General features: G+C 69.6%; 10 protein-coding genes and 2 pseudogenes. 7 read left to right on the top strand and 5 right to left on the bottom strand.

All coding sequences use genetic code 11. The features are described from left to right. Positions 1-554: 554 nt before the first annotated feature. The 5 genes from IE142_RS31990 to IE142_RS32010 all read left to right on the top strand — a co-directional run bounded on the left by IE142_RS31990 (position 555) and on the right by IE142_RS32010 (position 9162). Positions 555-1373 (top strand): ABC transporter ATP-binding protein, encoded by an 819-nt coding sequence (locus tag IE142_RS31990; RefSeq protein WP_191888965.1) that lies wholly within the window; start codon positions 555-557, stop codon positions 1371-1373. Beyond that, complete coding sequence (locus tag IE142_RS31995) at positions 1370-3904, top strand: ABC transporter permease (protein ID WP_191888966.1); 2535 nt, start codon at positions 1370-1372, stop codon at positions 3902-3904. The genes IE142_RS31990 and IE142_RS31995 overlap by 4 nt, the downstream gene beginning before the upstream one ends. Before the next feature lie 354 nt (positions 3905-4258). Then, complete coding sequence (locus tag IE142_RS32000; protein ID WP_191888967.1) at positions 4259-5656, top strand: MFS transporter; 1398 nt, start codon at positions 4259-4261, stop codon at positions 5654-5656. Then, on the top strand, positions 5653-6870 hold the full coding sequence (locus tag IE142_RS32005) for an FAD-dependent monooxygenase (RefSeq protein ID WP_191888968.1): 1218 nt from the start codon (positions 5653-5655) through the stop codon (positions 6868-6870). The genes IE142_RS32000 and IE142_RS32005 overlap by 4 nt, the downstream gene beginning before the upstream one ends. 231 nt (positions 6871-7101) lie before the next feature. Further along, positions 7102-9162, top strand: a complete 2061-nt coding sequence (locus IE142_RS32010; RefSeq protein WP_191888969.1) for a flavin monoamine oxidase family protein — start codon at positions 7102-7104, stop codon at positions 9160-9162. 789 nt (positions 9163-9951) lie between these two features. On the opposite strand, the pseudogene IE142_RS37120 reads toward IE142_RS32010, so the two are convergent. After that, positions 9952-10056, bottom strand: a pseudogene (locus IE142_RS37120) (transposase); the annotation flags it as partial. A 316-nt stretch (positions 10057-10372) separates the two neighbouring features. Beyond that, positions 10373-10966, bottom strand: coding sequence for a TetR/AcrR family transcriptional regulator (locus IE142_RS32020; RefSeq protein ID WP_191888970.1), 594 nt, complete (start codon positions 10964-10966; stop codon positions 10373-10375). 112 nt (positions 10967-11078) lie between these two features. Here IE142_RS32020 and IE142_RS32025 point away from each other — a divergent pair, with 112 nt between their 5' ends. Further along, on the top strand, positions 11079-11552 hold the full coding sequence (locus IE142_RS32025) for a nuclear transport factor 2 family protein (protein WP_191888971.1): 474 nt from the start codon (positions 11079-11081) through the stop codon (positions 11550-11552). Between the two features lie 659 nt (positions 11553-12211). Here IE142_RS32025 and IE142_RS32030 read toward each other — a convergent pair. The 3 genes from IE142_RS32030 to IE142_RS37125 form a co-directional block, all read right to left on the bottom strand. Then, the gene (locus IE142_RS32030; RefSeq protein ID WP_191888972.1) at positions 12212-13585 is read right to left on the bottom strand and encodes a DUF3500 domain-containing protein; all 1374 of its coding nucleotides are present in this window, start codon (positions 13583-13585) and stop codon (positions 12212-12214) included. Positions 13586-13600: 15 nt separating this feature from the next. Then, positions 13601-13813 carry a hypothetical protein gene (locus IE142_RS32035; RefSeq protein ID WP_191888973.1) on the bottom strand — a complete coding sequence of 71 codons (213 nt, stop codon included), beginning with the start codon at positions 13811-13813 and terminating at the stop codon, positions 13601-13603. A 298-nt stretch (positions 13814-14111) separates the two neighbouring features. Next, the gene (locus tag IE142_RS37125) at positions 14112-14963 is read right to left on the bottom strand and encodes a transposase (protein ID WP_306432632.1); all 852 of its coding nucleotides are present in this window, start codon (positions 14961-14963) and stop codon (positions 14112-14114) included. A 434-nt stretch (positions 14964-15397) separates the two neighbouring features. On the opposite strand from IE142_RS37125, the pseudogene IE142_RS32050 reads away from it, so the two are divergent. After that, positions 15398-15544, top strand: a pseudogene (locus IE142_RS32050) (IS5/IS1182 family transposase); the annotation flags it as partial. Positions 15545-15770: the final 226 nt, after the last annotated feature.

Below are 15770 nucleotides of genomic sequence, written 5' to 3' on the forward strand. Positions count from 1 at the left end.
GCGGCTATGAAGCCGATCCGCTCCTATGGCCGCGGTGTGCTGTCCGAGCGCCAGGTGGTGAGGCGAGGATGCCCCGGGAATGCGGCGCGGCCGGTGGCCCACAACAGGGTGAGCCAAGGGTCCGCGCCGCCCGGGAGCTTCTGGAAACAGACGGACGAGCACCCGCGAGCGCAGTGTGATCCTCTCCGGAACCTCGGTCCAGTCGCACATGACACCGCTCGGCGGAAGTCACCGCCGATGTCCGAGACGGAGACCGCGCAGACGCCGATCCCGGCCGAACAGACGCTGAAGACACACGTGAGCCGCGTCCTGAGCGACCGAACTCGACCTCCGCGACGGTGCTCAGGCAGTCGTCTTCGCCTCGGATCAAGCCTGGTCACCCCAGGGAGTCAGACGAGCAGGACCGCATGCCTCGAGTGGCGTCAAGGGCGACCTGCCCGCCACCCCCTACCGGGGTAGCACCTCCAGCTTGGCTCCCGGGTATGACGCCCGGCGCGCAGCCGTCCCCGCACTGTGTAGCCCGTCGGAACGAAAAGATCGCGAAAGGGCGGAACATGAGGCTACGCAAGGGCAAGCGGCAGACGGTGGACGAGCGGCCGACGGCCCCTGCCGCCACCCCCGGTCTCGCCGTCGAACTGCGCAATGTGCAGCGGCAGTACGGCCGTGGCACGGGTACGGTGCACGCCCTCGCGGGTGTCGACCTAGGCCTTCCTCGGGGTACGTTCACCGCGGTCATGGGCCCGTCCGGGTCCGGCAAGTCCACCTTCATGCAGTGTGCCGCCGGGCTCGACAGGCCCACCTCCGGGTCGGTGTTCCTGGGCGGTACGGAGATCACCGGTATGAGCGAGGACGAGCTCACCGAGCTGCGCCGCAGCCGCCTGGGCTTCGTCTTCCAGGCGTTCAACCTGCTGCCCTCACTCACCGTGGAGCAGAACGTACTGCTGCCGATGCGGCTGGCCGGGGAGCGCCAGGACCGCCGGCGGGCGACCGAGGTGCTCGCGCAGGTCGGGCTCGGCGACAAGGCGCGCCGCCGCCCCGGAGAGCTCTCCGGCGGCCAGCAGCAGCGCGTGGCCGTCGCCCGTGCCCTGGCCACCAGCCCGGACGTGATCTTCGCCGACGAGCCCACCGGCGCCCTCGACACCGGCACCGCGGCCGAGGTCCTCGGCCTGCTGCGGAACGCGGTGGACACCCTGGCCGCCACCGTCGTCATGGTCACCCACGACCCGGCCGCGGCAGCCTGGGCGGACCGTGTGCTGTTCCTCGCCGACGGCGCCTTCGCCGACCACGTCGAACGGGGTTCGGCTGAACAGATCGCGGCGCGGATGGCCCAGCTCACCTCCCGTACGGGCGCGATGGCAGGTGCGGTGGCATGAAGCGTCCCAATGGACTCGCCCGTGAGGCCGTCCGCTTCAAGCCCGCGTCCTTCGCGGGGACATTCCTGGCGCTTGTGATGTCCGCGCTGATCGTTTCGGCCTGCGGAATCCTGCTGGAGACCAGCCTGCGCGCGTCGGTGCCGGCACAGCGGTATGCACAGGCGCCGGTCGTCGCTGCGGCGGACCAGTACGAGTACGTCGTCACGGGCAGTGGCGAGGACCGGGAGAAGGAGGCCACCCCGCTGCCGGACACCGCGCGGCTGGACGCCGGGCTGGTGGCCGAGGTCGCCAAGGCGCCGGGCGCGGCCACCGCCGTCGCGGACTTCACCTTCCCGGTGCGCGTGGCGCACGAAGGTCCAGTTCCCGGTACACGCGAACTGCCCGTCGAGACCGGTGTGCTCACCGCTCACGGATGGGGCGCGCACGCCTTCACCGGTACCGCGCTGACGGCCGGCTCCGCGCCCGGCGCGGGCGAGGTCGTGCTCGACGCGGGTACGGCCCGCGCCGCGAAGGCCGCTGTCGGTGACACGGTCGTGCTGCAGACCGCCTCCGGCCAGCAGGACTTCCGCGTCGCCGGTGTCGCCAAGGCCGGAGCCGCGGACACCGCCCGCGACGCCGGAGCCCTGGTCTGGTTCGCCGACTCCCACGCGCCCGTGCTGGCCGGGCATCCCGGCAAGGCCGACGCCATCGCCGTGCTGGCGGAGGACGGCACCGATGCCGACGCACTCGCCGACTCGGTGAAGAAGGCTCTCGCCGGTTCCGGTGCCAAGGTGCACGCCGGCGACGACCGCGGCGCCGTCGAGGACCCCGGCCTGGGCTACGCCAAGGTCACACTGTTCGGCATCGGCGGCTCCTTCGGCGGCATCGCCGCCATCGTGGCGGTCTTCACCGCGGCCGGGACCGTGGCCCTGTCCGTGTCCCAGCGGGCCCGCGAGTTCGCGTTGCTGCGTGCCGTCGGCGCCACCCCGCGGCAGGTCCGCCGGGCGGTCGCCTCCGAGGCACTGCTCATCGCGCCACTCGCCGGGATCCTCGGCTGCCTGCCCGGCATCGGGCTCGCGCACTGGTGGTTCGGGGAGCTGAAGGACCGCGGTGCCGTCCCACAGGCCGTGGACCTGCACGTGTCCGCGCTGCCTCTGCTCGCTGCCGTCGTCATCGGACTGCTCACCGCGCTCGGTGCCGGTTGGGCGGCCGGTCGGCGGCCCGCCGGGATCAAGCCGGGACAGGCGCTCGCCGAGGCATCGGTGGAGCGGCTGCGGCCCGGTTCGATCCGTACGATGCTGGGCATCGGCGCCCTCGTCGGAGGTGGCGTCCTGTCCGGTGTCTCGGCCAGTTCCGCGGGAGACGACGCGGCCGGCGCCGCTCTCGGCGTCGTCATGCTCTTCATGCTCGCCGTCGCGCTGCTCGGCCCGCTGGTGGCGCGGCTGTGCGCGGCCCTCTTCGGCCTCCCGCTGCGCGGGGCGGGCCCGGCGGCCCAGCTCGCGGCCGCCAACTCCCGTACCAACGCGCGCCGCCTGGCTTCCGCGATCACCCCGATCGTGCTCGCCATGGCCTTCGGCTCGACCCTCGTGTTCATGCACACGAGCGAGAGCCGGGCCGCCGACAAGCAGCTGCGCGCGGGCATCACCGCGGACCACGTGGTGACGGACCCGGCAGGGCTTCCCGTGGACGCGGCGGCGAAGGCCGCCCGGGCGCCGGGCGTGGACGCGGCCGTCGGCCTGCTGTTCACCCAGGTGCTGGTGCCGACCGGCTCCGGCGAGTTCAAGTCGCTCCTAGGCGCGGCGACCCAGGGTGTGAGCGGTTCCGGAGCCGAACTCGCGAAGGTGCAGGACCTGGACGTACGCGAGGGCAGTCTCGAACGGCTCGGCCAGGGCCGTATCGCCATCGACAAGACGCTGGCCGATTCGGCGGACGTCGGCGTCGGAGACAGGCTTCCGCTCTACCTGCCCGACGGCACCAAGGCCCGTCCCGAGGTCGTCGCGGTATACGGCCGCGGACTCGGCCTGGCCACGGTGACCATGGACCGGGCGTCCCTCGCCGGCCATGTCACCTCGGGCTTCGACAGCACGCTGCTGGTACGCGGTGGCTCGGAGAAGTCACTCACCGCCCTGGGCAAGGTCACCGACGCCTCCCGCTATGCCACCGAGAAGAGCCTCGACGCGAAGCTGGGCGTCTGGATGAACAACACCATGGCAGCGGTCCTCGGCGGATTCGCCGCCACAGCCGCCGTCAACACACTGGTGATGACGGTCCTGGACCGCCGTGGCGAACTGGGCACCCTGCGCCTGGTGGGCTCCACCCGACGCCAGGTGTTGACGATGCTCACCTGGGAGAGCCTGCTGGTCTCCGCGGCGGGCGTGGTCATCGGCTCCGCGATCGCCGCGGCAACGCTGATCCCGATGATGCGCGGTGTGACCGGCGAGGCGCCCTATGCTCCGCCACTGCTGTACGCCTCCTTCGCGGCCACCGGTGTGGGCCTGGCCCTCCTCGCGGTGACGCTTCCGGCCCGGGTGGCGCTGCGCCGCCGGTCGTAGGGCGCGCACAGGGGCGACAGCCGGCACATGCCGACCCCGGCTGAGCCGTCCGCGCCCAGAGGGCACCGCGGCCAATCGCGGCCGTCGCGCTCATCGTCGCCGGAGCGATCACCGGCGACGCGCCGTGCCGGGTGCACGAAGGTCCTGCGGTACTCGCGGCAGCGCTCGTCGCGCCGGCCGTGCGCGTCCACGCGTCCATCCACTCCGCCGTCCACGCAGCCCCCGGCCACGACCAGCACCGGCCACGCCCTCGACGCACGGCTCCCCTCCGGCGCGATCGCCCGTCGGCGAGGCCGGCAGCGCCACGCGTGCGGCCGTCCCCCTACTCGCCCGGCAACAACGGAAAGGATGCTCATGACCACAGCCCTCGCTCCTTCGGTCCGCATGGGGAAGGCCGCCGTCGCGGCTCTCGGCATGCTGGCGATCTCCACCGGCGCCCTGGAGTCGGTCGTGGCGCCGACGCTCCCGCTCCTGCAACGCGAACTGGACATGAGTCCGGCCGAAGGGGCGCTCCTCAACGTCGTGCTCGCCATCACCGGCACCCTCGTCACACCGTTCGCGGGCAAGCTCGGGGACCGCTACGGCGGAAAGCGCGTCATGATCCGGCTGATGGCGGTGGTCTCGGCCGGCGGCCTGGTGTCCGCCCTGGCGCCCAACCTGCCGGTGCTGCTGCTCGGTCAGGTCCTGCAGGGGGCCATGGTGGGCGCACTGCCTCTGTCGTTCATCGTGGTGCGCAAACACCTCACCGCGGGAGAGTCCAAGGCGGCCATCGGGCTGGTCAGCGGGATGTTCGTGGGCGGCTCGATGGTGGGACTGCTGTCGGCCGGGCCGGTGGCGGAGGCGTTCTCCCGGCACTGGATGTTCGCGGTGCCGACCTTCGCGGTCATCGGGTTCACCCTGCTGGTGAACCGGCTGCTGCCGTCCGATCCCCCGGGACGGTCGGACAACGCCGGCATCGACTGGCCCGGCCTGCTTCTCCTGAGCGGGATCCTGGTCACCCTCATGCTCGTGTTCGCGCTGGCGCCCGAGGCGGGCTCCCAGCCACTCGTGTTCGTCGCCCTCATCGTGCTGCTGGCCGCCTTCGTGGCCGGATGGACGGCCGTGGAGCGCCGCGCGGCCGTGCCGATGGTCGATCTGCGCATGCTGGCACGGCCCGTGATCTGGAAGTCGTGTGTGGTGACGTTCGTGATATGCCTCGGCACCGCGATGGGGGTCTATCTCGTTCCACAGCTGCTCGACGTGTCCGGCGACGGATACGGTTTCGGGTTCGGCGCCACCGAGATCGGCTTCGTCCTCCTGCCCGGCGCCGTGGCCGCGACGCTGGCCGGGCCGATGGGCGGTATCGGGGAGCGGCGCTTCGGCTCGCGTGCCGTGGTCACCGCCGCGGCCGTCCTCATGGCTGCCGCCCTGCTCGCCCTGTCGGTCGCACACTCCGAGGTCTGGCAGATCGCCGTCGGCAAGGCGCTGATCGCGCTGGCCAACGGCCTGTGTGTCACGGCCATGGTGACCAGCATCGCCTCTTCCGTCGACGAAGGCGACACCGGCATCGCCACCAGCCTGGTCCTGGTGACCCGCGTGCTGGGCTCCGCCGTGGGCGGGATGCTCGGAGGCGCGCTCCTCACTGCGGGGACGTCCTCGGGATCGGGCATCCCGGCCGAATCAACCTTCACCAGCGGCTTCCTCATCGCCGGAGTCGTCGCGGTGTTGTCCCTGCTTGTCGTCCGTACCATGAGCAAAGGAGTCAAGGAATGACCCTGACCGACCAGCTGACGGTTACCCGTACCACGCCGAGGCGCAAGGTCCTGATCTCCGGGGCCGGCATCGCCGGTCCCGCCCTCGCGTACTGGCTGAACCGCTACGGATACGCGGTGACAGTGGTGGAGAAGGCGGGTGCGCCGCGCAGCGGTGGTTACCCCGTCGACGTGCGCGGCACCGCACTGGAAGTCGTCCGAAGGATGGGGATCCTGCCCCGACTGCGGGAATCCCACATCGACTTGCGCCGGCTGACCTTCCTCGAAGGGGACGGTCGCGAAGTGGCCCTGCTCCACCCGCACACCGTCACCGGCGGTGTCGCGGGACGGGACCTGGAGGTGCGGCGCGGCGATCTCACCGATGCCCTCTGCACGGCGGTCCGTGACGACGTGGAGTTCCTGTTCAACGACTCCATCGACACCTTCGACCAGTCGGGCCATGGAGTCGACGTCACCTTCCGCGGGGGCAGCAGGCGCACCTTCGACATGGTCTTCGGCGCGGACGGCATGCACTCACGTACCCGGGACATGCTGTTCGGTCCCGAGGAGCAGTTCCACCACTACCTCGGCTACTGCTTCGCCGTGTTCACCATGCGCAACACCTTCGGCCTCTCCCACGAGACCGTGATGTGGAACGCGCCGGGCAGGGCCGCGGCCCTCTACGCCGTGGGCGACGACGAAGTGCACGCCTTCCTGAACTTCGCCCAGCCGGAACCGCCGTTCGGAGCGATCCCTGACCTGCGGGCCCAACGCGACCTGGTCGCCACGGTCTTCGAGGATGCCGGATGGGAGGTGCCGGGGATGCTGGCCGCCCTGCGCGACGCGGACGACGTGTTCTTCGACGCGGTCAGCCAGATCCGCATGCCCCGCTGGTCCAGCGGCAGGGTCGCGCTGGTGGGCGACGCCGCGTGGGCTCCCTCGTTCCTCACCGGACAGGGCACCAGCCTCGCCCTCGTCGGCGCCTACATGCTCGCCGGTTCTCTGGCCGACCGGGACCACGCCACTGGCTTCGCGGCCTACGAACACTCCACCCGCGAATTCGTGACCATGAACCAGGCGCTGATCGGCAACGGCGGTGCCACCCTCTTCCCGACCACGCCCCAGTCCCTGAAGGAACGCAACGACAGGCTGCGCAATCTCAGCGCCATGCCCGCCGAGGAGGGACGCCCGGCCCACTCGGCCCTCACCCTGCCCGAATTCACGCCCATGTCGTGAACCTGCCCTCACGCGGTCAGTGTCACTTCCCGAAACAGCCGGCGGGCCACTGACCGGCATGAGCTCCGCTCGGTTTCGAAGCGCCGTTGCCCGCCGTGAGGCGCAGGCGGGTTGACGACGACGGCCCGAGTGAACCCCGGTACGTCCCGTGAACCGCATCGAGTGGTTTACGCCTCCCGTCCGTGTGAGGGCACCGCCACCGCGTCGCTCCTGCATCAAGGGTGGGACGTGATGAACACTCAGAACGCGAACACCTCAGGTACCAGTACGTCAACCGGCACGCAGTCCCGAACGGCCGGGGAGGAGCAGCGCGCGTCGGGCGCTCACGGCGCACCGCCTCGGCCACCGGCACCCCGCCGGACCGCGCCCTCGCGGCGCTCCGTGGTCACGGCGACCGGAGTATCCGTGCTCGCCGGCGGGCTCACCGCCGCCTCCGCCACCCCCGCGACCGCGCTCAGCCCCGCGACCGCGCCCGCGGTCACGCCGGCCGCGGCGCCACCCGGCACCGACCCCGAGGCGTACCGGACGGTCGCCCGTGCGGTCGTCGTCCACGACGAGAACGACAAGCCCCTGGTCCCGGCCTACGTGAAGGCGGTCAACGACGGCCTGCCCGCCAGCCGGGGGAAGGCCACCAAGCGGGTCCTGATCGTCGGGGCCGGCCCGGCCGGACTGCTCGCCGCCGACCTGCTCAACCGGGCAGGCCACGACGTCGTCGTGATCGAAGCCAACGGCAACCGGGTCGGCGGCCGCATCAAAACGTTCCGCAAGGGCGGTCACGAGAAGGGCAGGCAGCCCTTCGCCGACCCCAGGCAGTACGCCGAGGGCGGAGCCATGCGGCTGCCGGAGAGCCATCCGATCCTCATGGCCCTGCTCAAGAAGTTCGACCTCCCCCGCCAGGAGTTCTACCTGGTCGACGTCGACCCCGACGACCCGACGAAGAAGACCAACCGCACCTGGATCCACGTCAACGGCATCCACGAGCGCCGGGCCGACTACGAGAAGAACCCGGAACGGATCAACGACACCTTCGAAGTCACCGGCGCCAACCGCACGAAGACCGCAGCCGCCATCCTCGCCGACGCCCTCGAACCCGCGCACCTGCTCATCCGCGGCAAGGAGGGAAAGGCACTCGTCGACGGGTGGACCGAGGTCCTCAAGAAGTACGGACACTGGTCCATGTACCACTACCTCACCGAAGCCGCCGGACTGGACACGCGGACCATCGACCTGGTCGGAACCATTCAGAACCTGACCTCGCGGCTGCACCTCTCCTTCCTCCACAGCTTCCTGTCCAGCGCGCTCATCGACCCCAGGACCAAGTTCTGGGAGATCAAGGGCGGCACCGCGCTGCTCGCCGACGCGATGTACGCGCCGGTGAAGGGGAAGGTGCGGCTCGACCGTCGCGCCGTTCGCATCGAACGCACCGGCGGCAAGGTACGGGTGCACACCGTCTCGGAGGACTGTCAGACGGGCAAGGGAGGCACCACAGAGGTCTTCGAGGGGGACGAGGCGATCATCACCGTGCCCTTCTCCGGGCTGCGGCACGTCACCTTCGACCCCCCGCTGTCCTACGGCAAGCGCCGGGCCGTCACGGAGCTGCACTACGACGCCGCGACCAAGGTGCTGCTGGAATTCTCCCGGCGCTGGTGGGAGCTGACCGAGGAGCAGTGGAAGCAGGCCCTCGACACCATCGAGGACGGCCTGTACGAGAAGTACCGGGCGGGCAAGGTCACGGACGCCAGGTACCTCGGCGCGCACAAGTCCGTGAAGGCCCTGGGCGTGACGGTCCCCGACGCCTACAAGCACTGCTTCGCCGCCTTCCGGCCCGCCGGGGAGGGCGAGGTCGAGGCCGCGCACGTCCGTGGTGGCGGATCCGTCAGCGACAACGCCAACCGCTTCATGTACTTCGAGCACGCCCACCCCATGGAAGGCAGCGACGGCGGCATCGTGCTGGCCTCCTACAGCTGGTCCGACGACGCCCTCAAGTGGGACGCCTACGCCGACGAAGAGCGCTGTCTGCGCGCCCTCGCCGGAGTGCAGGCCGTCTTCGGCCGACGCTGCGAGGTCTTCGTCACCACCAAGTGCCAGACCCAGTCGTGGATGCGCGACCACTACGCCTACGGCGAGGCGTCCGTGCTCTTCCCCGGCCAGCACACGGAGCTGTTCCCGGACATCCCCACGTCGGAAGGGCCTCTGCACTTCGCGGGGGACCACACATCGATCAAACCCGCCTGGATCGAGGGCGCCCTCGAGTCGGCCGTGCGAACCGCCCTGAAGGTACACACGGGCTGACGCCTTCCTTGCCCGTCCGGGGGCCCTCACCACCGGCCCCCGGGACGACATGACCGCCGGAGCGATCCTCGCCTGGCACTCCAGGCCGCACAGCACGAACGCCCCCTCACCGCCACACTCGGCTTCGTGCTGAACGCCCAGCGTCCCGACTGGACGATCCAGCGGAGCTGGGCGGTCAGCGCGTCCACCGCCATCCTGCGCGCAGTGGACGCGCTGCACGCGGTCCCTGCAGCCGACCCTGCTTTCTCCGCCCGGAACGCCGCCACCCCCCGGTCGGTGACACGCCTCGTGGAGAACACAGCACCTCGACGGCGGCTGGGGACAGCCCCCCGACGATCCCAGCGACGTGCCCTCCACCGCCCAGGCCGTCCCCGTCCAGGAGCGGCGCCCCGCTCTCCGGGAGCGGGGCGCTGCCCTAGCTGCTGACCCAGCAGGGCCCCGATGGCGGCTGTACCGCGCCACCCGACCAGGTCGGACGCCGGCCGCTGCCGTTCGGCTGTCCCGTGCTCACCGACATCCACACCCTGACCCCCCTGCGCAGCACGCACGAGCCGGTCTCCTCCGCGCCGGACGGTGCCGTGGCTGCGACCACCGCCCGACCCGGAGTTTCAGTGCCCCGTCATCGTGTGAGGGGAGTGTCAAACGAGCGGTGTAACCAGGGTGGTTGGGTTACTGGCGGGCCGCCGTCAGGCGGCCGTCGAAGGTGATGTCGAGGGCGTGAAATGCGTCTACATGGCGATTTCGACCTCACCGGCAAGGGACAGGCCCGCTGGACGATGCGCTGGAAGATCGGATGCGGGCGTTGACCGACTCGATCGCGTTGGTGGTGCAGACGATGCGGCGGATCTGGGTGTCGAACCGCAGGAAGGGGGTGAACTCCTCCCAGGCGGATTCCCGGGCTCCGACCCCGCGCTCGCCGTAGAGCCTCGCCGACGGGCGCTTCGTCACCGCGGGCGACTCCGACCACGTACAGGTCTGGGAGCACGACGGCAGGTCCGCCGTGTTGTACGCCGTGGGCTCGGTCCGAGCACTGGCCACCGCACCGGCCGCGGGCGGCCACCACGTGCTTCTCGCGAGCGAACTCGGCGGACTGCCCGCGTGATGGGTCGCCCCTGGTCCTGGGCGAACCGAGGCCGGTCATCCCCTTCGGCCCCGTCGCACCGCTCGACCTGCCCGCCTGGCGCCACACGACCCACGTGACCGGTCACACCTACCTCGGCCCGACGGCGGGGTCGGCCCGGTGGTTCCGCGCCTGGGCCCGCAGGAGGGCGAGTGCGGCGGTGCGGGCGTGTACGGCGGGAACGGCCGTTCCGGTGATCGCGGCTGTGGTGATGGCGCCCTCGGCCAGCAGGAGGAACTGGTCGGCCAGGTCTGAGGGCAGCCCGGACGCTGCGACGAGGTCGGCGAGGTAGTCGCGGAAGGCCTGTTTGTGGTGGCGGGCCTGTTCGGCCACGTCGGCGGAGACGCCGCCCAGCTCGCCGAAGGAGTTGATGAAGGCACACCCGCGGAAGCCCGGCTCGCGAAACCATGCGTGCAGCCAGTCGAACACCGCGAGAAGCCGTTCGTCCGGGGAGGTGCGCGTGTCCACATGGCGGGCGAGGGCCTGTCGCCACCTTTCGTCGCGGCGGCGCAGGAACTGGAGCACGAGTGCTTCTTTGGAGGGGAACAGCTGGTAGAGGCGCTTGAGTGACAGACCCGAGGCATTGCGTACCGCATCCATCCCCACGGCCTGGACACCCCGGGCGTAGAAGAGTTCTTCGGCCGCATCGAGTGCCCGTGCTCGCGCTGCTTCGTCGTCCGTCATCTTTTCTCCTTGCAGTGAGAATCGCCGTTCTCTAGTCTACAGAGCGAAGGAGAACGACCGTTCTCAACTGGGTGGAGCCGTGCTCACGAGAAGCCCGGAACAAGGAGCTGACATGACGGAAGCGATACGCCCCCCGGTACCGCCGTTCACGCGCGAGACCGCCATCGAGAAGGTCCGTCTGGCCGAGGACGCCTGGAACTCCCGCGATCCGCGGAGGGTGTCGCTGGGCTACACGGTGGACTCCCGCTGGCGCAACCGTGCGGAGTTCGCCGACGGCCGGGAGGCGATCGTCGCGCTGCTGACCCGCAAGTGGAACACCGAACTCGACTACCGGCTGATCAAGGAGCTGTGGGCCTTCGGCGACGACCGCGTCGCGGTGCGTTTCGCCTACGAGTACCGCGACGACGCCAACAACTGGTACCGCTGCTACGGAAACGAGAACTGGGAATTCGACCAGCACGGACTGATGCGCACCCGCCACGCCTCCATCAACACATTGCCGATAGCCGCGTCCGACCGCGCATTCCTTTGGCCGCTGGGCCGCCGCCCCGACAGTCACCCCGACCTCAGCGACCTCGGCTTCTGACAGGAGGACGTGGTCCCGCGCGAGCGCGGCCACGGAGCCCGGCGTGCGCGTGAGCCGGGGCCGTGGCGGCTCGCGGCGGCGACGCAGGGGGGAGACCGCACCGTGGCCCGGACCGGCAACGATGCGCTCTCCCGTCTGCGGCAGGTCCCGTCAGGCGTGGGTCCAGCGTTGGTTGCTGCCGTTCGAGCAGGAGTGGACCCCCAACCGGCAACCGGTTCACCGGCCAGCGCTTCGAAGGGCGCGGAACGTCACCCGTCGTCCGCTCCTCCGGCCAGGGCCTGACCACTGCCGACACCTATGTCCAGAATGGCCTCCCGATCGACGAGTCGCAGCCGTCTGTGCCCAACGACATCTCCGGCGGTGACCTCATGGTCGGCGAGGTGCACCTTGACGGAGCCATGCCCCTGTTCGAGCCCCGTCGATCACGCAGCCGGATAGAGAACGGCCAGTAACTCATCCCATCGCGTCCTGGTGTGCCTGAGGACGGGCGTGGCCCTGCTGTCGTGGCTGTCCTTGACCACTAACTCCGTGGGTGACTGGGCCGGGCCGTACGGGGTCGGCAAGGTCGTCGTCGGGTGCGCGGTGGGCGGCACGGCACTGCTGGCCCGGCGCCGGGGAGGCGACTCGGGCCAGCAGCAAGGCGTGGTGCATGTCGGACGTCAGTGGTCGGTCTCCAGGTGGAGCTTGAGGAGGTCCACGCCGTAGTCGTTACCGTTGGGCGTGCGGATGATGGTGTGGATGTGCTGTTGCGTGGGGGTACCGCCCATGCCACCCATGCCGCCTCCCGGACCGCCGCTGGGCGTACCGGTGGGCTGGTCGCTCGGCATGCCGGACGGCCGGCCGCTGGGGGCACCGCCGCCGCCCGTCTGGGCGTTCTCGCCGTAGGCCAGCGGGGACTGGGCGTCGTACTCGATGAGCACGACCGGGCTGTGTACCCGGTAGTAGAACGCGGAGGAGTCCTTGGTCTGGCCGATCCAGTAGAAGTACGTGTCGTCGAGGTGCTCCTCCACCTCCTTCATCTTCACCGCGGCGTGCCCGTCGTCCATGTAACCGACGTAGACGCCGACCAGGTCGAGCAGCTTCTGTCGCTGGGCGGAGGTGAACTCCCTGGCGGCAAGGCCCTGATAGGCCAGTTCCAGGTTGTCCTGGCCGGCTCCGGCCACCATGTCGGTGCCGCCCTTCTCATCGGCGGAGATCACCTTCTTCTGCTGCGCCGAGGTCAGGGACCGCAGCATGGCCAGGCCGGCCTTGGTCTCCGGCTCGAAGAGGGTGATCTTCTCGCCGTTGTAGGTGGCCGAGGTCGGTTCCGAGCCCATGAAGGTCGGCGTCATGACGACCTGGTCGCCGAGGACGAAGTAGTTGATGGCCAGATGGTGGCCCTCGTACTGGAAGCCCCAGGGCTTGGTCGTGGACGGAGTGCCCATGAAGGTGAAGTAGTAGTGCCCCTCGGTCAGCGTCTCCTTGCCGCCGCCGCTGTAGTCGCCGAGGAAGGCGTTGAGCTTCATGATGTTGCGGGTCTGGGTGAGGCCGTCGGCGGAGAGCGCCGTGCCGAGCAGGGCGTAGCCGAGGTTGCGCTGCTTCTCGGTCAGGTCGCCCATACGGGCGCCCTTACGCTCGTAGCCGTCGACGTTGCTCCAGGCCAGCCATTCGTCGTCGTCCACCTCGAAGACGGACGCCTTGCGCTCCTTGGACGTCAGCCCGTCCAGGAACGCCTGCGCGGCCTGGACCACCTTGTCGGTGGAAACGTCGGTGGAGTGGATGGAGAACAGGTCGTCGACGACCTCGCCGTCCGTGGTGACCCCGACGAAGTCGGCGTACTTCACCTCGGTGGCGCCCGGCCCCATGCCTCCCGGGCCGCCGGAGGGCATCCCGCTGGGCGCTCCGCTGGACGCGGTACCCGTCGTCTCCGAGGAACCGGTGGAGCAGCCCGTCATGGTTGCCACGGCGGCGGCACCGCCGAGCAGCAGCGACCGGTTCATGAACCAGCGGCGAGTGCGCTCGGTCTCAGGGGTGCGTGGTCTGTGTGCGTACATGCGCGACACACTCCCTCAGGACCCTAATTTTTCGGTGAGATGCTCCTGTGAGCCACCCGTGAAACGCGCGCCACGGACGGCAGTTGTCATGCCCGGGCAGCTGTCGACGCTGCCCCCCTTTCGGCCGGTGGCGGCGGCGTGCTGGTGGGCGCGGACGATGGTGGAATCGATCTGTACCAGCCAGTCGATGTCGCCGGCCGCGTCGGCGTGGACCTGGATCTGCTGCAAGGCTCGGGTGAACACTCCGTCGAGGGCGTAGCGGCGGAAGCGGGTGCACGCGGTCTTCCACGGCCGTAGCGTTCCGGCAGGTCACATCAGGAGACCCTCGGTGCGGATCTTGTAGACCCTCCCGTTGATGACCTGCCGGTCTTCCGCGCGAGGCCGCCCGGTCGCGGCCCGGGGTATCAGCGGAGCGAGTAACTCCCACTCCGGTCAGTGAGCTCATGACGTCGTACCACGAAATCATGATTTACCACCCCGGATGATCTCTGAAGACGGACCCTAGGCGATCCACCATCGGTGGATGTCAACGCGGAGGGCTCGGACGTCGTCCGTAATAGGGCCTCACGGTGCTGGCAAGCTTGCGCTGGATGGACCGCAGCGTCCTGATCGTGGCCTCGTCGGTGAACCCCGTGGTCGTTGACCATTCGACGCCCGAGCCAGCGAGATCGCTGACAAAGACGATCTCTGCTGTCAGGAGAGTTCGTGCCCAGTCCACTGCCTTGAGCGGAGCATCCTCACCGAGTGCAAGATTCAGCATGCAGCACTGGTCGAGCAGATCCTGAGCGTCCGCGAACCCCATGCCGACGGCGAGGGGGTCACTGCACCGAGCTGGCCCGCCCCATTCGAGGAGGGAACGCCGAAGCAGTTCGACCTCGTGCTCGGTCAGGAGCTCGCTCGCTCGCACCATGTGTTCTGGCAACAGCTCCACCCACTCCTCTGAGCCGAAGAGGAACACGCTACCCGTTCTTGGGCCGTCTCCAGCAGATGAGGTCGCAGGCAAGTGATACGCGGGCGTCGTGCAGGTCGAGATGTTCGGGGCGCCCTTGCGGGAGATCACCGGCGAAATGCGCCGCCTGCGCAACTCGCACCGGTTGTGGTTGCTGTCGTGACCCTTGTCGCCCAGAAAGGCGTCGGGGCGCCTGCGCGGACGGCCCGGCTTTCCGGCGACGGACGGGATGCCGTTGACAAGGGCCAGGGTCTGAGTGACGTCGTTGACGTTGGCTGCGGTGGTGAGGACCTGCAACGGGGTCCCGTTACCGTCGCAGATCAGGTGTTGTTCACTGCCCGTCTTCCCACGGTCGACCGGTGACGGCCCGGTGGCCTCGCCCCCCTTGTCGCGCGGATGTGAGAGGCCTCCACGCAGGCCCGAGTCCAGTCCAGGGCGTCAGCCGCGTGCAACTCGGCGAGCAGGATGTGATGCAGCTCCTCGATGACGCCGACCCTGTGCCATCGACCCAGGCGGCGCCAGCAGGTCTGCTCGGATCCGAACCCGTACTCCAGGGGCAACAGTTGCCAGCCGATGTGTTGTAAAGCACGTACAGGACGCCCTGCAGGCACAGCCGGTCATCCACAGGCCCCGGGCCGGGCGCCTTCTGCGGCCATAAGGCGGCGGCTCGATCAGTGCTCACACGTTGTCTTCCACGATCCACGGCCGGTTTCCCCACGCCTCACAACGGCGGAATCGTCGTACTGGTCACGGTCGGCCAGCACACATCCACAAGATCGTGTTACGAGCTCTTCAGCCGTGTCCTATGTGTGGTGAGGCGTCGTTGATATCGGCATGGGGCGGGGCGGGGTACGTGAAGTTGGATTGTTCCGGACGGTCCCTGTGAGATCGCGAAGCCGCTGATCCCGCCGTCGAAGGTGCGGCCGCAGGGCGGTGGAACGCAGGACAGCCCTGATGAGACGCTGTTCGCCGCGTTCGAGGTATCGGAGTCGACCGCCCATCGGCGGTTCTAGTCCAGAGCCGGTGTCTGCCCTGGACCTTCTTCGGCCCCGGCACGGGCAGCAACGGCTCGATCGGCGACCACAGTTCGTCCGTCACGATCCACGGCCGCGACTGACGGTTTCCCATAGCCAGACATACGAGCAGAGAGGCCAACAGCCTCGTGATCAAAGCAGCGTTTGTCGGAGCCCGTAAGCGGCCGGCGCCCCGTCTCGGTCCGGCTGCTCCTCAGCGCCC

The organism is Streptomyces mutabilis, assembly GCF_014649815.1.
GTDB lineage: Bacteria > Actinomycetota > Actinomycetes > Streptomycetales > Streptomycetaceae > Streptomyces > Streptomyces mutabilis.